Origin of the sequence: Pantoea sp. alder81 (assembly GCF_020179835.1) — a bacterium.
Taxonomy (GTDB): Bacteria; Pseudomonadota; Gammaproteobacteria; order Enterobacterales; family Enterobacteriaceae; genus Pantoea.
In genome coordinates this window covers 559,007-582,506 of the sequence record NZ_JAIUDA010000003.1, presented here as the reverse complement: position 1 = coordinate 582,506, position 23,500 = coordinate 559,007, and the positions used below count along the sequence as shown (strand labels likewise).

General features: G+C 55.2%; 18 protein-coding genes and 1 riboswitch. Of the genes, 11 read left to right on the top strand and 7 right to left on the bottom strand.

The features are described from left to right. Positions 1-29 precede the first annotated feature (29 nt). Together yjbE and pgi are read right to left on the bottom strand one after the other, a co-directional pair. Complete coding sequence (yjbE, locus tag LBW88_RS12210) at positions 30-278, bottom strand: exopolysaccharide production protein YjbE (protein WP_034827112.1); 249 nt, start codon at positions 276-278, stop codon at positions 30-32. Between the two features lie 523 nt (positions 279-801). Next, entirely contained in the window at positions 802-2,448 is a 1,647-nt protein-coding gene (pgi, locus tag LBW88_RS12205; RefSeq protein ID WP_224932065.1) for a glucose-6-phosphate isomerase, read from the bottom strand. A 110-nt stretch (positions 2,449-2,558) separates the two neighbouring features. Between pgi and LBW88_RS12200 the strand changes: the two genes are divergently transcribed. The 4 genes from LBW88_RS12200 (at position 2,559) to panS (ending at position 6,565) form a co-directional block, all read left to right on the top strand. Then, positions 2,559-2,720 carry a hypothetical protein gene (locus tag LBW88_RS12200; RefSeq protein ID WP_224932067.1) on the top strand — a complete coding sequence of 54 codons (162 nt, stop codon included), beginning with the start codon at positions 2,559-2,561 and terminating at the stop codon, positions 2,718-2,720. Positions 2,721-2,842: 122 nt separating this feature from the next. Then, positions 2,843-3,037: riboswitch (Lysine riboswitch) on the top strand. A gap of 109 nt (positions 3,038-3,146) precedes the next feature. Continuing rightward, positions 3,147-4,502, top strand: a complete 1,356-nt coding sequence (gene lysC, locus LBW88_RS12195) for a lysine-sensitive aspartokinase 3 (protein ID WP_224932069.1) — start codon at positions 3,147-3,149, stop codon at positions 4,500-4,502. Between the two features lie 265 nt (positions 4,503-4,767). Beyond that, complete coding sequence (gene aqpZ, locus LBW88_RS12190) at positions 4,768-5,460, top strand: aquaporin Z (protein ID WP_224932071.1); 693 nt, start codon at positions 4,768-4,770, stop codon at positions 5,458-5,460. A 181-nt stretch (positions 5,461-5,641) separates the two neighbouring features. Further along, positions 5,642-6,565, top strand: a complete 924-nt coding sequence (gene panS, locus LBW88_RS12185; protein ID WP_224932073.1) for a ketopantoate/pantoate/pantothenate transporter PanS — start codon at positions 5,642-5,644, stop codon at positions 6,563-6,565. 42 nt (positions 6,566-6,607) lie between these two features. Here the strand turns inward: panS and LBW88_RS12180 are convergent, their stop codons facing one another. Continuing rightward, positions 6,608-7,201, bottom strand: coding sequence for a YhgN family NAAT transporter (locus tag LBW88_RS12180; protein ID WP_224932075.1), 594 nt, complete (start codon positions 7,199-7,201; stop codon positions 6,608-6,610). A 321-nt stretch (positions 7,202-7,522) separates the two neighbouring features. Here LBW88_RS12180 and asd point away from each other — a divergent pair, with 321 nt between their 5' ends. The 6 genes from asd to glgP all read left to right on the top strand — a co-directional run bounded on the left by asd (position 7,523) and on the right by glgP (position 18,425). Next, positions 7,523-8,632 carry an aspartate-semialdehyde dehydrogenase gene (gene asd, locus LBW88_RS12175; RefSeq protein WP_224932077.1) on the top strand — a complete coding sequence of 370 codons (1,110 nt, stop codon included), beginning with the start codon at positions 7,523-7,525 and terminating at the stop codon, positions 8,630-8,632. Positions 8,633-8,991: 359 nt separating this feature from the next. Continuing rightward, a complete protein-coding gene (gene glgB, locus LBW88_RS12170) occupies positions 8,992-11,178 on the top strand; it encodes a 1,4-alpha-glucan branching enzyme (RefSeq protein ID WP_224932079.1) in 2,187 nt (728 codons plus the stop codon). After that, the gene (glgX, locus tag LBW88_RS12165) at positions 11,178-13,157 is read left to right on the top strand and encodes a glycogen debranching protein GlgX (RefSeq protein WP_224932081.1); all 1,980 of its coding nucleotides are present in this window, start codon (positions 11,178-11,180) and stop codon (positions 13,155-13,157) included. Before glgB ends, glgX begins: the two co-directional genes overlap by 1 nt. Before the next feature lie 10 nt (positions 13,158-13,167). Further along, positions 13,168-14,451 (top strand): glucose-1-phosphate adenylyltransferase, encoded by a 1,284-nt coding sequence (gene glgC, locus LBW88_RS12160; RefSeq protein ID WP_224932083.1) that lies wholly within the window; start codon positions 13,168-13,170, stop codon positions 14,449-14,451. Between the two features lie 71 nt (positions 14,452-14,522). Then, the gene (gene glgA / locus LBW88_RS12155) at positions 14,523-15,956 is read left to right on the top strand and encodes a glycogen synthase GlgA (protein ID WP_224932085.1); all 1,434 of its coding nucleotides are present in this window, start codon (positions 14,523-14,525) and stop codon (positions 15,954-15,956) included. A gap of 21 nt (positions 15,957-15,977) precedes the next feature. After that, on the top strand, positions 15,978-18,425 hold the full coding sequence (glgP, locus tag LBW88_RS12150) for a glycogen phosphorylase (protein WP_224932087.1): 2,448 nt from the start codon (positions 15,978-15,980) through the stop codon (positions 18,423-18,425). 88 nt (positions 18,426-18,513) lie between these two features. Here the strand turns inward: glgP and LBW88_RS12145 are convergent, their stop codons facing one another. Both LBW88_RS12145 and LBW88_RS12140 read right to left on the bottom strand, forming a co-directional pair. Then, positions 18,514-19,071 (bottom strand): DcrB family lipoprotein, encoded by a 558-nt coding sequence (locus LBW88_RS12145; RefSeq protein WP_224932089.1) that lies wholly within the window; start codon positions 19,069-19,071, stop codon positions 18,514-18,516. Between the two features lie 125 nt (positions 19,072-19,196). Further along, the gene (locus LBW88_RS12140) at positions 19,197-19,862 is read right to left on the bottom strand and encodes a 7-cyano-7-deazaguanine/7-aminomethyl-7-deazaguanine transporter (protein WP_200573525.1); all 666 of its coding nucleotides are present in this window, start codon (positions 19,860-19,862) and stop codon (positions 19,197-19,199) included. A gap of 308 nt (positions 19,863-20,170) precedes the next feature. Here LBW88_RS12140 and tusA point away from each other — a divergent pair, with 308 nt between their 5' ends. Continuing rightward, complete coding sequence (gene tusA / locus LBW88_RS12135) at positions 20,171-20,419, top strand: sulfurtransferase TusA (protein ID WP_200573534.1); 249 nt, start codon at positions 20,171-20,173, stop codon at positions 20,417-20,419. Here tusA and LBW88_RS12130 read toward each other — a convergent pair. Both LBW88_RS12130 and LBW88_RS12125 read right to left on the bottom strand, forming a co-directional pair. Next, positions 20,416-22,692: a zinc/cadmium/mercury/lead-transporting ATPase gene (locus LBW88_RS12130; protein WP_224932091.1), complete on the bottom strand. Its 2,277-nt coding sequence runs from the start codon at positions 22,690-22,692 to the stop codon at positions 20,416-20,418. The two genes, tusA and LBW88_RS12130, sit on opposite strands and share 4 nt — an antisense overlap. Before the next feature lie 93 nt (positions 22,693-22,785). Continuing rightward, positions 22,786-23,415: a lysoplasmalogenase gene (locus LBW88_RS12125; protein WP_100704241.1), complete on the bottom strand. Its 630-nt coding sequence runs from the start codon at positions 23,413-23,415 to the stop codon at positions 22,786-22,788. Positions 23,416-23,500: the final 85 nt, after the last annotated feature.

Sequence of the window (23,500 nt, the reverse complement as noted above, 5' to 3'; positions counted from 1 at the left end):
GCTGTGTGGTTATGTTTAAAGGTGCTACATCAACGTGTGGTGCTCGTTGTGGTAGTGGTTGTTGTACCGGTATTTGCTCCGTCACCGCCGCCAGCAGCAGCGATGCCGAGCCCTACTAACGCGCCAAGTGCACCGATACCCACAGCGGTAGTGGCACCGGTCGAGATTGCTCCCGCCTGCGCGCCCGCTGCAGCACCAGCTTCTTCCGGTGCGGCAATCGCAGCGGAAGAAACGGCAACGTAAAGTAAGGCTGCACCGGCAACCATCAGTTTTTTCATAACAACGTTTCCTGCATTTTTAGAAACAAATGAATGAAGGATGTACCCTAATTTCGGGCGCGTTCAGTATAGGGCAACAAATTACCAGAGTTCATCGGCAGTAAAAGAGGGTGAAAATCAGGGTTCATTCTGGTGATAAATACGGCGAATTGGCGATAGCTGCTTTTTTTAAATGAAGATTTTTCATGGGGTGGAATATTTGAATGGTTGTGGCTGGTGCGGCAGGATTTTTCACTTTTGCATTAAAAAATGGTACGGAATAGGAATAATCAGATTTTCCTGAATGCGCTTTAAATTTAATTATAGATTTATCAAGTGGATACTTATATTTGGTGAACGAATTAGATCCATTTTTTAATGCATAACATGCACTTCAATCTATACAAACTCCGATTTTCCTTAGCGCACTTTAAGAATTATCTAACCGTAACGCAGCGGATGAATAACAAAATTGCGAGGTTTATGGCATGTTTGATAAAAATAAGGCGGCAATTAAGCCGCCTTAATAAGATTGGCAGGAAAATTAACGCCAGGATTTATAGCGGTTAATTAAGCCATTAGTGGAGCTGTCATGGCTGCCGATCTGCGATTCATTTTCCAGCTCTGGCAGAATACGGTTTGCCAGCTGTTTGCCCAATTCCACACCCCATTGGTCAAAGGTGAAGATGTTGAGAATCGCGCCCTGCGTGAATATCTTGTGCTCGTAAAGCGCAATCAGTGCACCCAGGCTGAACGGCGTGATTTCACGCAGCAGAATGGAGTTGGTTGGGCGGTTACCTTCGAACACCTTAAACGGCACGATGTGGGCAACAGACTCAACGGATTTACCGGCATCGGTAAACTCTTTTTCTACCACATCGCGAGATTTACCAAACGCCAGCGCTTCGGTCTGTGCGAAGAAGTTCGACAGCAGTTTCGGATGGTGATCGGTCAGTGCGTTGTGGGTCTGCGCCGGTGCGATAAAGTCGCAAGGGATCAGTTTGGTGCCCTGATGAATCAGCTGATAAAACGCATGCTGACCGTTGGTGCCTGGCTCGCCCCAGATGATTGGGCCGGTCTGGTAATCCACCGGGTTACCTTCGCGATCCACGTACTTACCGTTGGACTCCATATTGCCCTGCTGGAAGTACGCTGCGAAACGGTGCATGTACTGGTCGTAAGGCAGGATGGCTTCGGTTTCGGCACCAAAGAAGTTGTTGTACCAGATACCGATCAGTGCCAGCAGCACCGGGAGGTTCTGCTCGGCTGGCGTGTTAGCGAAGTGGTTGTCCATCGCATGTGCACCGCTCAGCAGCTGTTCGAAATTCTCGAAGCCCACGGACAGAATGATCGACAAGCCAATCGCTGACCACAGTGAATAGCGACCACCGACCCAATCCCAGAACTCGAACATGTTGTCGGTATCGATACCGAACTCACCTACCGCTTTACCGTTGGTCGACAGGGCAGCAAAGTGTTTCGCCACATGCTGCTGATCGCCTGCAGTTTTCAGGAACCAGTCGCGCGCGCTGTGGGCGTTGGTCATGGTTTCCTGAGTGGTGAAGGTTTTGGAGGCCACGAGGAATAGGGTGGTTTCCGGGCTGAGATCCTTCAGTGTTTCAGCAATGTGCGTGCCATCAACGTTAGAAACAAAGTGCATGTTCAGATGGTTTTTATACGGGCGTAACGCCTCGGTCACCATGAACGGACCGAGATCCGAACCGCCGATACCGATGTTGACCACGTCAGTGATCGCTTTGCCGGTATAACCTTTCCACTCACCGCTGATGATGCGCTCAGAGAAGCCTTTCATCTTCGCCAGCACCGCATTCACTTCTGGCATCACATCTTTGCCATCAACCATGATTGGCGTGTTGCTGCGATTACGCAGAGCAACGTGCAGCACAGCACGCTCTTCGGTGCGGTTGATCTTCTCGCCAGAGAACATGGATTTGATGGCGCCCGCCAGATCGGTCTCTTTTGCCAGCGCCTGCAATTTATCGAGGGTTTCCTGGGTGATGCGGTTTTTTGAGAAATCCACCAGCATCTGATCGTCGAAGGTGGCAGAGAATTTCGCAAAACGATCGGCATCATCTTTAAACAGGTCGGCGATCTGCACCGATTTCATCTGGTCAAAATGCTGCTGCAGCGCTTTCCAGGCTGCGGTTTGTTTCGGATTGATATTTTTCATGGCAACACTCTTGTTGAAATAAGAACCGTCATTCCATCCGGGCGCGTCCTGCTGGCCCGGCGTGCTAAGCATTTCTTGTGGCTGATACGCTACCGCGAACGGGTTTCAGTATGACCACAGTTGCAAACGAAGGGAAAAAATTTGTGACCGTGGCCGCACGGTTTCAGGTTAATCCGGCGGCGATTGTCGATGTTCTGGCAAAAAATTTCCCTGTGCCGCATCAGCAAAAAGCCGCGTTTATCGGCGCCGTTGACTACTTTAGGCGGGAGTGAGCGCTCGCGTTTGTTCTGCGATGCGCTGGCGTAATTCTAAAAATGAATTTTCAACACGTTGCAAGGCTGGACAGCAGCAAAATTAATCAGTATTTTGTGCCCGCGACTTGCACCTTTGGGTGCAAGCCAGAAGAGGCGCGTCGCCCAGGCAGTGTGTTTGAGGATCCGTATCCAACGACAACACATCATGGGGTGCGACGCCGAGATGGAACAACACGCGGAGTGTTGTCCTGTCGGCTGCAGGGGCTGAATCCTCTGGGTTGTCACCAGAAGCGTCCGCAGTCGGACGTTTCGCAAGGTGAAGTGCTTTTGGTGACTCATCTCCTGATCTTGTCTGTCCAATTCTGCTCTTCTCTTGTGCCAAGGCTGAAATCACCTCTTCCGTTTAATAACGGGAGAAAGCTAATCTGACACGAGGTTCGTAACATGTCTCAAAACCTGATCGTGGCGAAATTTGGCGGCACCAGCGTTGCCGATTTTGATGCCATGAACCGCAGTGCGGATGTTGTGCTCTCCGATGCCAATACCCGTTTAGTGGTGCTTTCTGCGTCTGCTGGCGTGACGAATCTGCTGGTTTCTCTGGCTGAAGGCCGGGAACTGGAGCAGCGCGCACACCTGCTGGACGAAATTCGCAATATTCAATATGCCATCATTGATCGCCTGCAATCCCCTGAAGTGATTCGCCAGGAGATTGATCGCATGCTGGAAAACATCCTGATGCTGGCGGAAGCCACTGCACTGGCGACCTCACATGCGCTGACCGACGAGTTGGTGAGCCACGGTGAGCTGATGTCGACCCTGCTGTTTGTGGAAGTGCTGCGTGAGCGTCAGGTCAATGCCGAATGGTTTGACGTGCGTAAAGTGATGCGCACCAGCGATCGCTTTGGTCGTGCAGAGCCTGACGTTGCCACACTGAAAGAGCTGTCCACCGCACAGTTGGCGCCACGCGTTGCAGAAGCGCTGGTGATTACCCAGGGCTTTATTGGTAGCGAAGGTAAAGGCCGCACCACCACGCTGGGACGTGGCGGTAGCGACTACACCGCCGCACTGCTGGGTGAAGCGCTGCAGGCGGCGCGTGTGGATATCTGGACTGACGTGGCCGGCATCTACACCACCGATCCACGCGTGGTGCCAACCGCTAAACGCATTGAAGAGATCACCTTCGAAGAAGCGGCTGAAATGGCGATCTTCGGCGCGAAAGTGCTACATCCGGCGACCCTGCTGCCAGCTGTGCGCAGTGACATTCCGGTGTTCGTCGGTTCGAGTAAAGATCCGGCTGCAGGTGGCACGCGCGTCTGCAACGAAACCCAGAATCCACCGCTGTTCCGCGCGCTGGCATTGCGTCGTAAGCAAACTCTGATGACGCTGCACAGCCTGAACATGCTGCATGCGCACGGTTTCCTTGCTGAAGTGTTCGCGATTCTGGCTCGCCATAACATCTCCGTCGATCTGGTTACCACGTCAGAAGTGAGCGTGGCGCTGACGCTGGATACCACCGGTTCTTCGACCACTGGTGAAAGCCTGTTGACGCAAGCGCTGCTGACCGAACTCTCTTCGCTGTGCCGCGTGGAAGTGGAAGAGAACCTGGCGCTGGTGGCGATTATCGGCAACAACCTGTCGAAAGCCTGCGGTGTGGGTAAAGAGGTGTTTGGTGCCCTTGAGCCGTTTAACCTGCGCATGATTTGTTACGGAGCCAGCAGCTATAACCTGTGCTTCCTGGTGCCAACGCCAGACGCAGAAGAAGTGGTGCGCGCGCTGCATAAGAATCTTTTTGGTTCTTAAGGCAAATTTTTAGCGTAATCCATCAAGCCGGACCTGGTCCGGCTTTTTTATTTTATACATTTCGTTTAACAACAGATTAAGCCAAACGGCAACCTGCTTTCCGCGCCAGTGATTTCTTTATAACCCCATGATTCATAGCTGTTTACTTCGTTTTCCTCACTGGAATTGTCTCTATATCCCACTACGCTGCTAATCAGCGGTTACTTTTTAATCGCGCTTATCGATTGTCCCAACGAGAAAACATTCAATTTTTGAGGGAATGGCTATGCAAAGATTGGTTGCTGAAGGGGTAGGCACGTTTGTTCTGGTGTTCGGCGGGTGTGGTAGCGCGGTATTAGCTGCCACCTTCCCACAAGTCGGGATTGGTTTTGCAGGCGTGGCGCTGGCGTTTGGTTTAACGGTGCTGGTGATGGCGTTCGCCGTAGGGCACATTTCCGGTGGGCACTTTAATCCTGCCGTCACCATAGGATTGACGGTAGGAGGACGTTTCCCGGCGGCGCAGGTGATCCCTTACATCATCGTGCAGTTAGTGGGTGCCGTCGCCGCAGGGGGCGTGTTGTATCTGATTGCCAGCGGTAAACCCGGCTTTGATGCTGCCGCCAGCGGGTTCGCCTCAAATGGTTATGGTGAGCATTCACCGGGCGGGTTTAGTCTGAATGCCGGGATGATCTGTGAAACGGTAATGACGGCCATTTTCCTGGTGGTGATCATGGGCGCCACCGATAAACGCGCACCGGCTGGTTTCGCCCCGATTGCCATTGGTCTGGCGCTGACGCTGATTCACCTGGTGAGCATTCCGGTGACCAACACCTCAGTCAATCCAGCCCGTAGCACCGGCGTGGCGATCTTCCAGGGCGGTTGGGCGTTGCAACAACTCTGGATGTTCTGGCTGATGCCGATCATCGGTGCGGCAATCGGTGGTGTGATCTACCGCGTTTTACTGGAAAAAGCAGAGTAATTTCTCTACAAACCGCGGATCGACCGCAGACGATCCGCATTTTATCCTGCCAGCGACTTCCCGCCTTACGTCACGATAATGAAATGTTATGATCCCGCGTCCGTCGCTGTGGTCGTTCCCCGCGCGGCACTTCATCTGTGGCATATGAAATAAATCAAAAAATATCTAAGGAAGTCTCTCCATGCTCGCCAAATTAACCCGCCTGTTCCCACTCTGGGCCGTACTGCTCTCGGTCGCGGCGTATTACTCGCCCTCGACGTTCCTCGGCATTGGGCCGTGGGTCACTTACCTGCTAATGCTGATCATGTTCGGCATGGGTGTGACGCTGAATATTGATGATTTCAAACGTGTTCTGACGCGTCCGGCACCGGTTATCGCCGGTACCTTTTTGCATTACCTGGTGATGCCTCTGGCCGCCTGGGGCCTGGCGAAACTGTTCCATATGCCGCCGGACCTTTCCGCCGGGATGATTCTGGTGGGCAGCGTGGCCAGCGGCACCGCGTCCAACGTGATGATCTATCTGGCGAAGGGCGATGTGGCCCTGTCCGTGACCATCTCGTCTGTTTCTGCGCTGGTGGGCGTCTTCGCTACGCCGCTGCTGACGCGCTTCTACGTGGATACCCACATTCAGGTGGATGTGGTCGGCATGCTGCTCAGCATCATTAAGATTGTCGTTATCCCGATTGGACTGGGTCTGATTATCCACCACTCGATGAACAGCGTGGTGCGCCGCGTTGAGCCCTATCTGCCAGCGTTCTCGATGGTGTGTATTTTGCTGATCATCAGCGCAGTAGTGGCGGGCAGCCAGGGCTTTATCGGTTCTGTTGGTCTGATGGTCATCGCGGCGGTCATCCTGCATAACGCCATCGGCCTGTTGGGCGGCTATTGGGGCGGCAAGCTGTTTGGCTTTGACGAATCCACCTGCCGCACGCTGGCGCTGGAAGTAGGCATGCAGAACTCCGGTCTGGCGGCAACGCTGGGCAAACTCTACTTCTCGCCGCTGGCTGCCTTGCCGGGCGCGCTGTTCTCGGTGTGGCACAACCTGTCAGGTTCGCTGCTGGCCGGTTACTGGTCGGGCAAACCGATTGAGAAGAAGCAGAAGTAATCCTGCAAGCGGGCGGCCAAAGTGCCGCCCGCTGTCTGTGCGCTACAGTTTTAGATAAGCGCGAATCCCATCCAGAAACATCTGTGTTGCCAGCATAATCAAAATCAATCCCATCAACCGCTCCAGCGCGTTAACGCCTTTGTCACCCAGCAAGCGTAAAAACAGTCCTGACATCAGCAGAATCAGCACGGTAACGCCCCAGGCGATCATCAATGCACCAACCAAATGTGACATCTGATTGGGATATTGATGTGACAGCAACATCAGCGTGGCTAACAGCGAAGGACCTGCAACCAGCGGAATCGCCAGCGGCACCAGAAACGGTTCTTCACCAGCTGGCAAGCCGCTGGTGCTGGTTTCGCCAGAAGGGAAAATCATGCGGATGGCGATCAGGAACAGAATGATACCGCCGGAGATCGAGACGGTTTCGGTGCGCAAATTCAGGAACGCCAGAATACGCTCACCGGTAAACAGGAACAGCAGCATGATAATCAGTGCGATCAGCATTTCACGAATCAGCACCACGCGGCGACGCTTAGGTTCGAGATGCTTGAGCACCGACATAAAAATCGGCAGGTTGCCCAGCGGGTCCATAATTAACAGCAGCAATATGGTCGCAGATATCATTTCAGTCATAGGTTAAAGCCATCCCTTGTTCCCGTCATTCTTCAAACTAAAGTGCGTTGGCGGCGATGGGCTTCTTGATCGCTGACTCGCGTAGCCGATCGAGATACTCCGAATTCCGCCTGCCCGTACCTCGATTCATTGAGGGGAGTATTAGTTGTACTGCTGAAAAAGTTGGCGCAATCGAATTAATTCACTTGCCAGAAAGCCTGCATTTTGTAGAGTTGGAGGTCGCAGGTAAACCTGATTATTACGCAGATCAACTGGATATTCCGCTTGGTCTTTTCCTCGCACCACGAAGGGCACAGTGAAAACGCCCCGGACGGACAGAAAATGAAGAATGTAGGCTTTATTGGTTGGCGTGGCATGGTCGGCTCTGTGCTGATGTCACGCATGAGTGAAGAACGCGATTTTGATGTGATCAATCCGGTCTTCTTCTCCACGTCTCAGCTTGGTCAGGCAGCACCGACGTTCGGCGGTAAGTCGACCGGTGCGCTGCAGGATGCTTTTGATATCGAGGCGTTGAAGGCGCTGGATATTATTATCACCTGCCAGGGCGGTGACTACACCAGTGAAGTCTACCCTAAGCTGCGTGAAAGCGGCTGGCAGGGTTACTGGATTGATGCAGCGTCGACGCTGCGCATGAAAGATGATGCCATCATCATTCTCGATCCGGTTAACCACAATGTGATTCGTCAGGGCCTCGACAACGGCGTTAAAACCTTTGTCGGCGGCAACTGCACCGTGAGCCTGATGCTGATGTCCCTCGGTGGGCTGTTCGCGAACGATCTGGTGGAGTGGGCGTCTGTTGCCACCTACCAGGCGGCATCCGGCGGCGGCGCACGTCATATGCGTGAACTGCTGACTCAGATGGGCATGTTGCACGATCACGTGGCGAAATCCCTGCAGGATCCGGCTTCAGCGATTCTGGATATCGAACGTAGCGTCACCGATTTCACCCGTTCTGGCACCTTGCCGACCGATAACTTCGGCGTACCGCTGGCGGGCAGTCTGATTCCATGGATCGACAAGCAGCTGGATAACGGCCAGAGCCGCGAAGAGTGGAAAGGTCAGGCTGAAACCAACAAGATTCTGCGCACCAGCAGCGTGATTCCGGTTGATGGTCTGTGCGTGCGCGTCGGCGCATTGCGCTGCCACAGCCAGGCGTTCACCCTGAAGCTGAAGAAAGATATCCCGCTGAACGAAATCGAACAGCTGCTGGCTTCTCACAACGAGTGGGTGAAAGTGGTGCCAAACGATCGCGAAATCACCATGCGTGAACTGACGCCTGCAGCTGTCACCGGTACGCTGACCACGCCAGTCGGCCGTCTGCGCAAACTGAACATGGGGCCGGAATATCTCTCTGCCTTCACCGTGGGTGATCAGCTACTGTGGGGCGCGGCCGAACCGCTGCGCCGCATGTTGCGTTTGCTGATCGACTAAGCGCAGCGAGAAACCAGACAGGCCGGGATTTCCCGGCCTTTTTTATGCCAACCAGGTTGCAAAACTTAACCCAAATTGCGCCTGACAAGTGATCCGCTTCCCCTTTTTGCTTGCCCGACAAGATTTTTTTGCTTTCCCCCCTGGCTTCTGCCAGCCCCAAGCTATGATTTAACAGTGATGTGCCGGTTGTTAACTGTTTTTGCTTTCCGAACTGAATGGTTGTTGTACACGGCAAATATCTTTTCCCATGGACGGTGTCCTCCCTTGCTGGTGTACGTATGGCTCAATGAAAAGCAGCGCACCAGAGGCGACAATGTTGTCCACTCCGGTCGCCTGCGCAAAATCATAGGAAGAAAGTCATGTCAGAGCTTCCCGATCGCCATGCGATCAATGCCCTTTTTGCCGGGAATTATGCCGATCCCTTCTCTTTCCTGGGGATGCACCAGACTGTCGAAGGCCTTGAAGTGCGCGCGCTGCTGCCCGATGCCTCCGAAGTCTGGGTGATTGAAACCAACACTGGTCGTAAATGTGCGCAGCTAAAATGTCTCGATTCACGCGGCTTCTTCTGCGGAGTGGTTCCGCGCCGTAAAAACCTGTTTCGCTATCAGCTGGCGGTCACCTGGCACGGCCAGCAAAACCTGATCGATGATGCCTATCGCTTCGGCCCGTTACTCGCCGAAATGGATGCCTGGCTCCTTGGCGAAGGCACGCATCTGCGCCCGTATGAAACGCTGGGGGCGCACAACGCCACCATTGATGGTGTCAGCGGCACTCGTTTCTCGGTGTGGGCACCTAACGCTCGCCGGGTTTCCGTGGTCGGCGAATTCAACTTCTGGGACGGTCGTCGTCACCCGATGCGCTTCCGTCGCGAGCTGGGTATCTGGGAGTTATTTGTGCCTGGCGCGGTCAATGGTCAACTGTACAAATATGAAATCATTGATGCGTCTGGGCAGATGCGGATCAAAGCCGACCCGTTCGCCTTTGAAGCACAGATGCGCCCGCAAACCGCCTCAATGATCTGCGGTCTGCCACCTAAAGTGGAGATGCAGCCGCAGCGCAAAGCCGCCAATGCCTTTGATCAGCCGATCTCGATTTACGAAGTGCATCTGGGTTCGTGGCGCCGCCACACCGACAACAACTTCTGGCTGAGCTACAAAGAGCTGGCTGAACAGCTGGTTCCTTACGTCAAAGAGATGGGCTTCACCCACATTGAGCTGCTGCCGATCAACGAGCATCCGTTTGACGGCAGCTGGGGCTATCAGCCACTGGGCATGTATGCGCCAACGCGCCGCTTTGGTACGCGTGATGAGTTCCGCCACTTTATCGCCGCGGCGCACGATGCGGGCCTCAACGTGTTGCTCGACTGGGTGCCCGGCCACTTCCCCAGTGACGACTTCGGTCTGGCGAAATTTGATGGCACCGAACTGTATGAACACAGCGATCCCCGCGAAGGTTTTCATCAGGACTGGAACACGCTGATCTACAACTTTGGCCGCCGTGAAGTCAGCAACTATCTCTCCGGCAACGCACTGTATTGGATGGAGCGCTTTGGCATTGATGGGCTGCGCGTGGATGCCGTGGCATCGATGATCTACCGCGATTACAGCCGCAAAGAGGGCGAATGGGTGCCCAACCACTTCGGTGGTCGCGAAAACCTCGAAGCCATCTCGTTCCTGCGCCACACCAACCGCACCCTGGGTCGCGCCGCGCCAGGCACCATCAGCGTGGCAGAAGAGTCCACCGATTACCCTGGCGTGACCCGTCCTTCTGAAGATGGCGGACTGGGATTCTGGTTTAAATGGAACCTCGGCTGGATGCACGACACGCTGGACTACATGAAGCTCGACCCCGTACATCGCCAATATCATCACAATCTGATGACCTTCGGCATGCTCTACAACTACACCGAAAACTTCGTGCTGCCGCTGTCGCACGATGAAGTGGTGCACGGCAAACGCTCGATTCTCGATCGTATGCCCGGCGATGCGTGGCAGAAGTTCGCCAACCTGCGTGCTTATTACGGCTGGATGTGGGGCTTCCCGGGCAAAAAGCTGCAGTTTATGGGCAACGAGTTTGCCCAGGGACGTGAGTGGAACCACGATACCAGCCTGGACTGGCATCTGCTGGAAGGGGAAGACAACTGGCACAACGGCGTGCAGCGCTTAGTGCGCGATCTTAACCACAGCTACAAACACTTCACGCCATTACATCAACTGGATTTCGATGCACAGGGCTTTGAGTGGCTGGTGGTTGATGACCACGAAAACTCGGTGTTTGTGTTTGCACGCCGCGATCGCGAGGGCAATGAAATCATCGTTGCCAGTAACTTCACCCCGGTAGCGCGTCACGATTATCGCTTTGGCGTCAATCAACAAGGTGGCTGGCGTGAAGTGCTGAATACCGATCAGCAAGACTATCACGGCAGTGATACCCGCAATCACGGCATTGTGCACACGGACAATATCGAGAGCCACGGCCGTGCTCAATCGCTGAGCCTGACCTTGCCGCCACTGGCCACGATTTGGCTGGTGCGGGAGGGCGACTGATGCTGGAAACCGGGCAGCCAACGCCGTTGGGCGCCCATTATGACGGGCGCGGCGTTAACTTCACGCTGTTTTCCCGCCATGCCGAGCAGGTGGAGCTGTGCCTGTTTGATGCGCATGGTGCTGAACGGCGCTTTACGCTGCCCGCACGCAGTGGCGATATCTGGCACGGCTATTTTCCGGCGTTAAAGCCCGGCCAGCGCTATGGCTATCGGGTACACGGCCCGTGGGCTCCGCAGCAAGGACATCGGTTTAATCCGGCTAAATTGCTGGTCGATCCCTGCGCTAAAGCGGTCGCCGGGGATATACCTGACGATCCGCGATTTCTTAGCGGCGAGCAGGAACGCGACCTGCAGGATAACGCCGCCATCGCGCCAAAATCATTGGTGATCGCCGAAGATTTCGACTGGGACGATGAAAAACCGCTGCGCACGCCGTGGGGCAATACGGTGATTTATGAGGCGCATGTGCGTGGCTTGACCCGGCAACATCCGGAAATTCCGGAAAGGCTGCGCGGGACTTATGCGGCACTGGGCCATCCTGCTATGGTGAAGTACTTACGCCATCTCGGCATCACTGCGCTTGAGTTGCTGCCCATTGCCCACTTCGCCAATGAACCGCGTCTGCAGCGGCTGGGGCTGAGTAACTACTGGGGCTATAACCCGTTTGCGCTGTGGGCGGTGGATCCACGCTACGCCTCAGGCGACCACGGCCTTACGCCCTTGCAGGAGTTTCAGCAGGCGGTTAAAGCGCTGCATGCGGCGGGTATCGAGGTGATCCTTGATGTGGTGTTCAACCACACCGCCGAACTGGAAGAGTTTGGCCCCAACATATCGCTGCGCGGCGTGGATAACGCCAGCTATTACTGGCTCGACGCGCAGGGGGAATACCAGAACTGGACCGGCTGCGGCAACACGCTGAATCTGAGCGATCCGCAGGTGATGGAATGGGCATTAGAAGCGCTGCGTTACTGGGTGCGCGATTGCCATATTGATGGCTTCCGCTTTGACCTTGCCAGCGTGCTGGGCCGTACGCCTGAATATCGTCAGGATGCCCCGCTGTTCGCCGCCATCAAAGCCTGTCCGCTGCTGTCACAGGTCAAATTGATTGCTGAGCCGTGGGATATCGGGCCCGGAGGCTATCAGGTGGGCAATTTTCCTGAGGGATTCGCCGAGTGGAATGACCATTTCCGCGATGCCGCGCGCCGTTATTGGCTGCACGCCCAGCTCAACAACGGTGAATTTGCCCGGCGGTTTGCCGCGTCCAGTGATGTGTTACAGCGAGAAGGGCGCCTGCCACACGCCAGCGTCAATCTGATCACCGCGCATGACGGCTTTACGCTGCGTGACGTGGTGAGTTTCAACCACAAACACAATCAAGCCAACGGCGAAGACAATCGTGACGGCAGCAGCAGTAACTTCAGCCATAACCATGGCAAAGAGGGGCTGCAGGTCAATTTCGATATTGTCGAACGGCGGCGGCGCAGCGTGCACGCCTTATTGACCACGCTATTACTGGCACAAGGCACGCCGATGTTGCTGTCGGGTGATGAGCGCGGTCATAGCCAGCACGGCAACAACAATGCGTACTGTCAGGACAACCCGCTGACCTGGTTGAACTGGCATCAGGATGATTTTGGACTGGTCGACTTCACTGCCGCGTTAATCCGGCTGCGTCAGCGCATTCCCGCGCTGACAGCGGACCGCTGGTGGCAGGAGGGCGATGGCAACGTGCAGTGGTTCAATGCCAGCGGCAAACCACTGGGAAATGAGGAGTGGGAACAGGGGGCGCACAGAATGCAGATCCTGCTCTCCAGCCGCTGGTTAATAACAATCAACGCCACGGAATCGGTGAGTGACCTTGCCTTACCAGACGGAGAGTGGCGTGCCATTCCTCCTTTCGCCGGGGAAGATAACCCCATCCTGACAACTGTCTGGCACGGGCCCGCACACGGCGTGTGTGTGTTCCTAAAGCAATCATAAGGAGTCAGACATGGTTAAGTTAGATAGAACAGACCCACTGATGCTGGCGCGCCAGCTCCCTACACAAACGGTGGCGTTGATCCTGGCTGGTGGACGCGGTACGCGTCTGAAGGATCTCACCGCAAAACGCGCCAAACCTGCCGTTCACTTCGGTGGCAAGTTTCGCATCATCGACTTTGCGCTGTCGAACTGCATCAATTCAGGTATTCGGCGCATCGGTGTTATTACCCAATATCAGTCACATACGTTGACGCAGCATATTCAGCGTGGCTGGTCCTTGTTCAATGAGGAGATGAACGAATTTGTCGATTTACTGCCTGCGCAGCAGCGTGCCGCGACCGAACATTGGTATCGCGGGACTGCCGATGCCGTTTCGCAGAACCTCGACATCATTCGTCGCTACAACGCGCAGTACATCGTGATTCTCGCCGGGGATCACATCTACAAAATGGATTACTCGCGCATGCTGCTCGACCACGCTGACAAAGGGGCGAAATGCACTATTGCCTGTTTGCCCGTCCCGTTGGCGGAAGCCACGGCGTTTGGCGTGATGGCGGTGGACGCGGAAAACAACGTTATCGATTTTGTGGAAAAACCCCCCAAGCCGCCGTCAATGCCGGGAGATGACACCAGGGCGCTGGCCAGCATGGGCATTTACGTGTTCAACGCTGATTACCTCTATCAGTTACTGGAGGAGGATTTGCTGATACCCGAATCCAGCCACGATTTCGGCAAAGATCTGCTGCCGAAGATTGTCGCCAGCGGTGAGGCGTATGCGCACTCCTTTACCTTGTCTTGCGTACAGAACGATGAGAATGCCGAGCCGTATTGGCGTGACGTCGGGACGCTGGAAGCTTACTGGCGCGCCAATCTTGATCTGGCTTCTGTCACGCCGGAACTGGATATGTACGACCACGACTGGCCGATTCGCACCCATATGGAACCGTTGCCGCCCGCCAAGTTTGTGCAGGATCGCTCGGGCAGCCACGGTATGACGATGAATTCGCTGGTATCTGGCGGCTGCATCATCTCTGGCTCCGTGGTGGTGAATTCGGTGCTGTTCCCGCGCGTGCGCATTAACTCGTTTTGCAATATTGACTCTTCGGTGCTGCTACCGGATGTGGTGATCAATCGTTCCTGTCGTCTGCGTCGTTGCGTGATCGATCGCGCCTGCGTCATTCCGGAAGGCATGGTGATTGGTGAAAACCCTGATGAAGACAGCCGCCGTTTTTACCGTTCAGATGAAGGCATCGTTTTGGTGACGCGCGCCATGCTGGCCAAACTGGCTGGCTGACTACGCAAGTAACGAACAAGCACACAGGCAATCGACGCGGGGAACGCGCGATAACACAATAGGGGTCCAGGATGCAGGTTTTACATGTCTGTTCAGAACTTTTCCCGCTGTTAAAAACCGGCGGGTTGGCTGATGTTGTCGGCGCATTGCCTCAGGCTCAAATTGCCGGTGGAACGGATGCGCGGGTACTGATTCCCGCGTATCCGGATCTGCGTAAAGGGATTCCTGATACCGAAATCGTGGCGGAGTTACACACTTTTGCCGGGCCGGTCCGTTTATTATTTGGACAATTCAACGGTGTTGGCATTTATTTAATAGATGCGCCGGGATTGTATGAACGTCCCGGCAGCCCTTATCACGACACATCGCAGTTTGCTTACGTGGATAACTATCTGCGTTTTGCGCTACTGGGATGGATGGGCGCAGAGATCGCCAGCGGGTTGGATATACAGTGGCAACCCGATGTGGTGCACGCGCACGACTGGCATGCAGGGTTGACCTGCGCCTACATTGCAGCACGAGGTCGCCCGGCGAAAACGGTGTTTACCGTGCATAACCTGGCGTACCAGGGCTTGTTCAATGCGCGTCACCTGGATGAGATTCAGCTACCGCGCGCCTTTTTCGACATGCACGGGTTAGAGTTTTTCGGGCAAATTTCGTATCTCAAGGCGGGATTGTTTTATGCCGATCATATTACGGCAGTCAGCCCGACGTATGCTCTGGAGATCACCCGACCTGAGTTTGGGTATGGCATGGAGTCGTTACTGGAACAGCGGCTGAAAGAGGGGCGGTTGAGCGGCATTCTTAACGGGGTCGATCCCGGTATCTGGGACCCGGCGCATGACCTGCTGCTCACCGCGCGTTACGACCGCGAAACGCTGGAGAGCAAGGCCGAGAACAAGCGTCAATTGCAGATCGCCATGGGGCTGAAGATTGATGAGAAAGCGCCAGTCTTCTGTGTGATCAGCCGCCTGACCAAACAAAAGGGGCTGGATCTGGTGCTGGAAGCCTTGCCAGGGTTATTAGCTCAGGGCGGCCAACTGGTGCTGCTGGGCCAGGGCGATGCGGAGCTGCAACAAGGTTTTCTCGCCGCGGCGGCTGAGCATCCGGGTAGCGTCGGCGTCCAGATCGGTTATCACGAAGCCTTCTCGCACCGCATTGTCGGTGGCGCAGATGTGATTATGGTGCCAAGCCGCTTTGAGCCGTGCGGCCTGACACAGTTATACGGTTTGAAGTACGGCACACTGCCGTTAGTGCGCCGTACCGGCGGGCTGGCGGATACGGTACAAGACAGTTCGCTGGAGAACCTCGCTGACGGGGTCGCAAGCGGTTTCAGTTTTGAAGACAGTAACGCCTGGTCGCTGCTCCGCGCGATTCGACGTGCTTTTGTACTGTGGTCCCGTCCTTCACTCTGGCGTTACGTTCAGCGGCAGGCGATGGGGATGGATTTTAGTTGGCAGGTGGCCGCACAAGCCTACCGCGATCTTTATCAACGTTTGCTGTAATCAGAGATTGGGATACTGGATATGAATGCACCTTTCACCTATGCCTCACCCACGCTAACGGTTGACGCACTGAAGCACTCCATCGCCTATAAACTGATGTTTACTATTGGTAAAGACCCGTCGATTGCGAATCAACATGAGTGGCTCAACGCCGCGCTGTTGGCGGTGCGTGACCGCATGGTCGAGCGCTGGCTGCGTTCCAGCCGTGCGCAACTGTCGCAGGATGTGCGTCAGGTTTATTATCTGTCGATGGAGTTCCTGATGGGACGCACGCTGGGCAATGCGTTGCTGGCGATGGGCATTTATGACGATCTCAATCAGGCACTGGATGAAATGGGTCTCGACCTCAGTGAACTGATGGATGAGGAGAACGATCCAGGGCTGGGTAATGGCGGCCTGGGACGTTTAGCGGCCTGCTTCCTGGATTCTCTCGCCACGCTCGGCTTGCCGGGACGCGGTTACGGTATTCGCTACGACTACGGCATGTTCAAACAGAATATCGTTGATGGCCAGCAGCGCGAATCGCCGGATTACTGGCTGGAGTATGGCAATCCGTGGGAATTCCAGCGTTTTAACACGCGCTACAAAGTGCGTTTTGGCGGTCGCCTGCAACACGAGGGCGCGCGCGTGCGCTGGCTGGAAACCGAAGAGATTATCGCGGCGGCTTACGATCAAATCATCCCGGGTTTTGACACCGATGCGACCAATACGCTGCGGTTATGGAGCGCGCAGGCCAGCAATGAGATCAACCTCGGCAAGTTTAACCAGGGCGATTACTTTGCTGCGGTGGAAGACAAAAACCACTCGGAAAACGTGTCGCGCGTGCTTTATCCCGATGACTCGACAAACTCAGGTCGAGAACTGCGTCTGCGCCAGGAGTATTTCCTCGTGTCGGCCACGGTGCAGGATATTCTCAATCGCCATTGGCAGATGCATGAAACCTGGGACAATCTGGCGGATAAAATCGCCATCCATCTCAATGACACTCATCCGGTTTTAGCCATCCCCGAATTAATGCGCTTGTTGATTGACGAGCACAAATACACCTGGGATGACGCCTTTGAAGTCACCTGTCAGGTGTTCTCTTACACCAACCACACGCTGATGAGTGAGGCGTTGGAAACCTGGCCGGTGGATATGTTCGGCAAGATCCTGCCGCGCCATCTCAGCATCGTGTTCGAAATCAACGATTACTTCCTGAAAACTATCCAGGAGTACTATCCGGATGACTGGGATTTAATGTCGCGCATCTCGATTATCGATGAGAACAACGGCCGTAAGATCCGCATGGCGTGGCTGGCGGTGGTGGTCAGCCACAAGGTGAATGGTGTATCGGAGCTGCACTCAAATCTGATGGTGCAGTCGCTGTTTGCGGATTTTGCGCGCCTGTTCCCTGGTCGCTTCTGTAATAAAACCAATGGCGTGACCCCGCGTCGCTGGCTGGCACTGGCCAACCCGGCGCTGTCCGAGGTATTGGATGAGACCATTGGCCGCACCTGGCGTACCGACCTCAGTCAGCTGAGCGAACTGACGCCGCACGTTGATTATCCTGCCTTCATTGAGCAGGTTGCCGACGCTAAGTTTGCCAACAAGAAGCGTTTAGCGGATTGGGTGGCGAAGAACATGGACATCGTGCTGGATCCGCATGCGCTGTTCGATGTGCAGATCAAACGCATCCACGAATACAAGCGTCAGCTGCTAAACGTGCTGCACGTGATCACGCGCTACAACCGCATCAAAGCCGATCCCACTGCGGATTGGGTGCCGCGCGTCAATATCTTCGCCGGTAAAGCGGCGTCGGCCTATTACGTGGCGAAGCACATCATTCACCTGATCAACGACGTTTCCAACGTGATCAACAACGATCCGCAGGTGAAGAACAAGCTGAAAGTGGTGTTTATCCCCAACTACAGCGTGAGCCTGGCGCAGATCATTATTCCGGCGGCGGATCTCTCTGAACAGATTTCTACGGCGGGCACCGAGGCATCGGGCACCAGTAACATGAAGTTTGCGCTGAATGGCGCGTTGACGATTGGTACGCTGGATGGCGCGAACGTTGAGATGCGCGAGCACGTTGGCGCGGAGAATATCTTTATCTTCGGCAACACCACGCCGCAGGTCGAGCAACTGCGCAAGGATGGTTATAACCCGCGTAAATATTATGAGGAAGATGCCGAGTTGCATCAGGCACTGACGCAAATTGCCAGCGGTGCATTCAGTCCGGGTGAACCGGGTCGCTATCGTAATCTGTTTGATGCGTTAGTGAATTTCGGCGATCACTATCAATTGCTGGCCGATTATCGCAGCTATGTGGATGCGCAGGATAAGGTGGATAAGCTTTATCGTCAGCCGGATGAGTGGCAGCGCCGTGCGGCATTGAACATCGCCAATATGGGCTATTTCTCATCGGACAGAACGATTCAGGAGTACGCGGACGAGATATGGCATATTTCGCCGGTGAGATTGTAAGGTGTGAATGGGGTCGTCATAAATGACGACCCTACACTGAATAGATGAGATTTTCGTAGGGTGCGCATTCATGCGCACCTGGAAAGCATTACTTGAGGGTGATGCTTTTCACGATAGCATCAGCATCGCTCTGCGCCTGCTGCTGATTGTCGGCTGGCAGAGTGATCTGCAGGGTCAGCAGTTTGCCATCCACTTTTGCCAGAATCACGGAAGACCACGACGTCTGGTTGTTGGCCGAAATTACGGTATCCAGCTGCTGAGCAGGCTGATCTTTCAGCGTCACGGCTTTATTGGAAACGACCTGCAACTGCGGATCGCGACCGCGCTGTTGCTGCTCCAGACGCTGTGCCAGTGCATCCAGCGCTTCGTTGGTCGGATCGCCCGCAATCACGATAATCGCGCGCTGGCCGGTTTCGTCGGCATACACATGCATATTGGTAGATTCAGAACCAAGCTTGCCGCTCTTATCTGACATGCCCGCAGGCAGACTGAAGCTCAGCTTACCGTCCATCAGGTTGACCGTTTGAGCTGACTGGCTGGCGCTGGCACCGTTACTGCCTGCAGCCGCATCCTCTTTCTTCTGATCACAGGCCGCAAGACCTAACACCAACAAACCAATACCCGCATATTTCACTAAGTTACGCATTCTTTTCCCTTTGATGATCCCAGTCAGGTGCTTTCTACCCGGTATAAAAACGGAATCGGCGGTCAAAAGCAACCGCCGGTTTGTCAGGAAATCTTAGCGCGCTGCGGCGTTTCGTCTATGTGCAATTAGCCGAAATTGATCTGACGCTGTGTCGAGCGCTCTGCCAGACGTTTCAGCAGGCTGTTCAGCAGTACACCGTAAGCAGGCAGGAAGAAAATCATGCAGATCAGCACTTTGAAGCTGTAATCCACCAACGCAATCTCTACCCAATGCGCGGCCATAAACGGGTCCGGACTCTTGTAGAAGGCGATGAAAAAGAAGGCCATCGTATCGCTGATATTACCGAGGAACATGGCGGATGCAGGAGCAATCCACCACTGCGGTAAACGACGCAAACGGTTAAAAACGTGGATATCCAGAATCTGACCGAGCGCATAAGCCATAAAGCTGGCGCTGGCGATACGCGCGACAAACAGGTTCACCTGCTCCAGCGATGCCCATCCCTGCCATTCGCCCTGGTAAAACACACAGGACACGACGTAAGAGATAAACAGCGCCGGGATCATCACCGCCAGAATAATACGACGGGCTAACGGCGCGCCAAAGATGCGCACGGTGAGATCGGTAGCGAGGAAGATAAACGGAAAACTAAACGCACCCCAGGTGGTATGGAAGCCGAAGATGGAAACCGGCAGCTGTACCAGATAGTTACTGGAGGTGATCACCAGCAAATGGAATAGCGATAGCCAAAACAGCGCATGCATGCGCTGACGTGCAGAAAAATCAATCATGTCTGACCTTTTTGAGTAATGGGGTGAGGGAACCCAACAATCCTCTTCATACTTCAAATTATATGTGCGTTGGCTACGCTCGTTCACCCCAGTCACTTACTTAAGTAAGCTCCTGGAGATGACCAAGCTTGCCGCCTTGCGACAACGTGAATTATTTCGAGGATTAAGCAATTTGGTAAAAAAACGGCGGCGATCTTAGCGCGTTGCGCAATTAATGCAATGGTTAATTTTAACGCAATCGTTATCGCCTTGCGCTGTGTATTTAGCGCGCTAGAATGAGCGCCCACCTTGAATGAAGACAGAGAATCATGAGCGATCCCTTTTCTGCGCCGGACCACACGCTTGATGCACTTGGCCTGCGCTGCCCGGAACCGGTAATGATGGTGCGTAAGACCGTGCGCACCATGCAGGCGGGCGAAACCTTACTGATCATTGCCGACGATCCGGCTACCACGCGTGATATTCCTGGTTTCTGCCGTTTTATGGAACATCAGCTACTGGCACAGCAGACGGAAACGCTGCCGTACCAGTATCTGATTCAGAAAGGTGCGGCTTAACGCTGACGCAGTAATCGCAAGGCGTTGGCCGTAACCAGCGCCGTCGCGCCTGAATCCGCCAGCACCGCCAGCCACAAACCGGTAAAGCCAAGCAGCGTGGTGACGAGGAAAATGCCTTTCAGCCCCAGCGCTATCGCGATGTTCTGACGGATAATGGCGCGCGTGCGGCGTGCCAGTGCGATGGTGCGCGGCAGGATCGCCAGACGGTTTTGTGTCAGTGCGGCGTCGGCGGCCTCCAGCGCGACATCGGTGCCGCTGCCCATGGCAATGCCCATCGTGGCGGCTTTCATCGCCGGTGCATCGTTAATGCCATCACCTACCATCGCCAGTGACTGCTGCTCTCCCAGTTTGCGCACCGCCTCCACTTTATCGGCAGGTAAAAGCCCGGCGCGATAATCAATGTTGAGTGCAGCCGCCATCGCCGCCGCTGCACGCGGGTTATCACCGGTCAACATCAGGCTATTAATGCCCATCGCTTGCAACTGTGCCAGCGCGGTGACGGCTTCCTCTCGCAGTTGATCCTGTAACGCCAGGCTGCCGAGCACCGTCTCATCCTGCAACAGCACCACCACGGTTTTACCCTCTGCTTCGCGTTGCGCTATCGCCTGCTGCTGGTCGACCGTGAGTGTGGTGACATCACGCGGCGCCAGCAGCTGATAGGCCGCGCCATCAATCTGCGCGCGGATGCCGCTGCCGGCCAGGGTTTGCTGCAGCTGGGCGTGGGGTAGCGTGAGCTGGCGCTGTTCGGCCTCGCGCACGATGGCGATTGCCAAAGGATGGCTGGAACCTTGTTCAACTGCGGCTGCAATGCTCAGCAGCGCGCTTTCTTCCAACGCGCTAAAAGATTCGACCTCGGTCACCTGCGGTTTGCCGAGGGTGAGGGTGCCGGTTTTATCGAATGCCATGGTCTGGATGCGGCTGAGACGCTCCAGCGCGGCGCCCCCTTTTATCAGGGCGCCCTGACGCGCTGCCGCCGCTAAGCCAGAGGTGATCGCGGCGGGTGTTGAAATCACCAGCGCACAAGGGCAACCAATCAATAGCAGCGTCAGGCCTTTATAAATCCACGGCAACCAGGCGGCACCTGCCAGCAGTGGCGGTAGCACCATCACCAGCAGCGCCAGCAACATAATGGCGGGTGTATAGATGCGGCTGAAGCGATCGATAAAGCGCTCAACCGGTGCACGGTGGCTTTCAGCTTCTTCAATGAGCTGCAGGATGCGATCAATCGCGCTATTGCCGGGTTGGGAAATGACTTTCAGCGTGACCAATCGATCCACGCTGGTCGCGCCTGCCATCACCGCTTCGCCCGGCTGACGAGCAACCGGCACTGATTCACCGGTCAGCGCGCTTTCATCAAAGCTGGCGCCCAGTTTAAGCAGCTCACCATCCGCAGGTAAACGACCGCCAGCAGCGACTTCAATCGTATCGCCGGGACGTAAGTCAGCCAGCGCCACCTGCTCACGTTGGGTGCCGGTCAACCGCGTAGCGGTGTCGGGACGGAGTGCCATTAATGCGGTCACACCGCGACGGGCACGCGAAGCGGCGTAAGATTCAAGACGTTCGCCCAGCTGGAACAGCAGCAGCACCATGGCAGCTTCGGCGTGCGCACCAATCACTAACGCACCGGCGGCGGCGAGGGTCATCAGCGTTTCGATACTGAACGGGGAACCGCTTCGCAGCAGTTTCCAGGCGCTAAGTGCAATGGGCGCTAAGCCTATCAGCGTGGTCGCCACAAACAGGCGATCGCCCCATACAGGAGACACCTGACTCAATAGCCAACTGGCGAGCATCAGCAATGCCAGTAATAGCAAACCGGCATTTTCCTGCCAGCGGCGTTGAGGCGCGGGCTGAGTTTGCGGATCGGTTGAGGTCAGGGTAAAACCGACATTTTTCACGGCCTGTTCGATGGCCGGGCGGATATCCTGGTCGGCATCCACCTCCAGTTTTTCACTGGCAAAAATCACGCGAGCGGTGCGCACATGCGCCAGTTGTTGTACGGCAGTTTCAATTTTTCGCGCGCAGCTGGGGCAATCCATACCGGCAATCTTCCAGCGGAATTGATGGGAGGTGGACGAGAGCCTGTCGCTTTCGGCGTCGCTTTCGCCGCCGGGACTGCCGCTGTCGTTATCGCAGCAGCCGCAGCCACTTTCGGGTGTGGCGGGCAGGGCAGCCGAGATTTTTAGCGCGGTAGGCGTTGCAGAGCGAATGCTGCACAGCGGCTGGAGTTTGCTGTGGGATTTCCCACAACGGCATGAATGAGAATGAGCGTGCATATGACCTCCGGGATCAATGCGGGCCACTGCCCGCATCCCGAATGCTACACTCTGGAGTCAACTCCAGAGTCAAGCAGTAAGGTCATCTTTTCTTCAATACAGCCACAGTGAACGCACAATCATAAAGTGACCGGCGAAGTAGCAAGCGGCAACAATGGCGCTATCGGCACTGAAACGGCGGCGATAGTGGGTGATAAACCAAACAATATTGCCTAACAGTAGCAATCCTGCACCAACCAGCAGCGAGAAGCTGTAATCCGTCGGACGGAAGAAGTAATTCTCTGCTGCCATCCAGTTCATCACCAGCGTCATGCCAATCAAGGTACAGATTGGCCAGCGCAAATCTTCCAGTTTCGACCAAATCACGCCGATGACGACGGCCCCAATCACCAGCAGTGTCACTGGAATCGGCCAGAAGAAACTCATGGTCATGTGCGCGGCGAAGCTGATGGTGTAGAGCAGGTGCGACAGGAAGAATGCACCCAGCGCATACAGCATTTGCTGGCGAGGCAGTAACGTCAGCGCATCGCCCACCAGGGTAGCAACCAGACCCGCCAGAATCAGGTAATCGGTAGTGTTGAGTGTGGGCGCTTGCCAGGCCCAGGCGACCAGCAACAGCAAGGTAACAGGTTTGAACAGCCAGCGTTGCCACTGCGGGCCACGGTATGAAGCATCAACGTAAAGCCAACCGGAAAAAAGTACGGCAAGGAAAGACCAAAGCATGTTTTCTCCCTTTTCTGAACGCAGCGTCCAGAGTCATGAATTTTCCCAAAATAGCGATCTCAGTGTAAGTTACCGGCGACGAATG

Bases quoted from the DNA above. Each gene is read 5' to 3' on its own strand.
- yjbE (WP_034827112.1), bottom strand. From the start codon at position 278: ATGAAAAAACTGATGGTTGCCGGTGCAGCCTTACTTTACGTTGCCGTT.
- pgi (WP_224932065.1), bottom strand. From the start codon at position 2,448: ATGAAAAATATCAATCCGAAACAAACCGCAGCCTGGAAAGCGCTGCAG.
- LBW88_RS12200 (WP_224932067.1), top strand. From the start codon at position 2,559: ATGACCACAGTTGCAAACGAAGGGAAAAAATTTGTGACCGTGGCCGCA.
- lysC (WP_224932069.1), top strand. From the start codon at position 3,147: ATGTCTCAAAACCTGATCGTGGCGAAATTTGGCGGCACCAGCGTTGCC.
- aqpZ (WP_224932071.1), top strand. From the start codon at position 4,768: ATGCAAAGATTGGTTGCTGAAGGGGTAGGCACGTTTGTTCTGGTGTTC.
- panS (WP_224932073.1), top strand. From the start codon at position 5,642: ATGCTCGCCAAATTAACCCGCCTGTTCCCACTCTGGGCCGTACTGCTC.
- LBW88_RS12180 (WP_224932075.1), bottom strand. From the start codon at position 7,201: ATGACTGAAATGATATCTGCGACCATATTGCTGCTGTTAATTATGGAC.
- asd (WP_224932077.1), top strand. From the start codon at position 7,523: ATGAAGAATGTAGGCTTTATTGGTTGGCGTGGCATGGTCGGCTCTGTG.
- glgB (WP_224932079.1), top strand. From the start codon at position 8,992: ATGTCAGAGCTTCCCGATCGCCATGCGATCAATGCCCTTTTTGCCGGG.
- glgX (WP_224932081.1), top strand. From the start codon at position 11,178: ATGCTGGAAACCGGGCAGCCAACGCCGTTGGGCGCCCATTATGACGGG.
- glgC (WP_224932083.1), top strand. From the start codon at position 13,168: ATGGTTAAGTTAGATAGAACAGACCCACTGATGCTGGCGCGCCAGCTC.
- glgA (WP_224932085.1), top strand. From the start codon at position 14,523: ATGCAGGTTTTACATGTCTGTTCAGAACTTTTCCCGCTGTTAAAAACC.
- glgP (WP_224932087.1), top strand. From the start codon at position 15,978: ATGAATGCACCTTTCACCTATGCCTCACCCACGCTAACGGTTGACGCA.
- LBW88_RS12145 (WP_224932089.1), bottom strand. From the start codon at position 19,071: ATGCGTAACTTAGTGAAATATGCGGGTATTGGTTTGTTGGTGTTAGGT.
- LBW88_RS12140 (WP_200573525.1), bottom strand. From the start codon at position 19,862: ATGATTGATTTTTCTGCACGTCAGCGCATGCATGCGCTGTTTTGGCTA.
- tusA (WP_200573534.1), top strand. From the start codon at position 20,171: ATGAGCGATCCCTTTTCTGCGCCGGACCACACGCTTGATGCACTTGGC.
- LBW88_RS12130 (WP_224932091.1), bottom strand. From the start codon at position 22,692: ATGCACGCTCATTCTCATTCATGCCGTTGTGGGAAATCCCACAGCAAA.
- LBW88_RS12125 (WP_100704241.1), bottom strand. From the start codon at position 23,415: ATGCTTTGGTCTTTCCTTGCCGTACTTTTTTCCGGTTGGCTTTACGTT.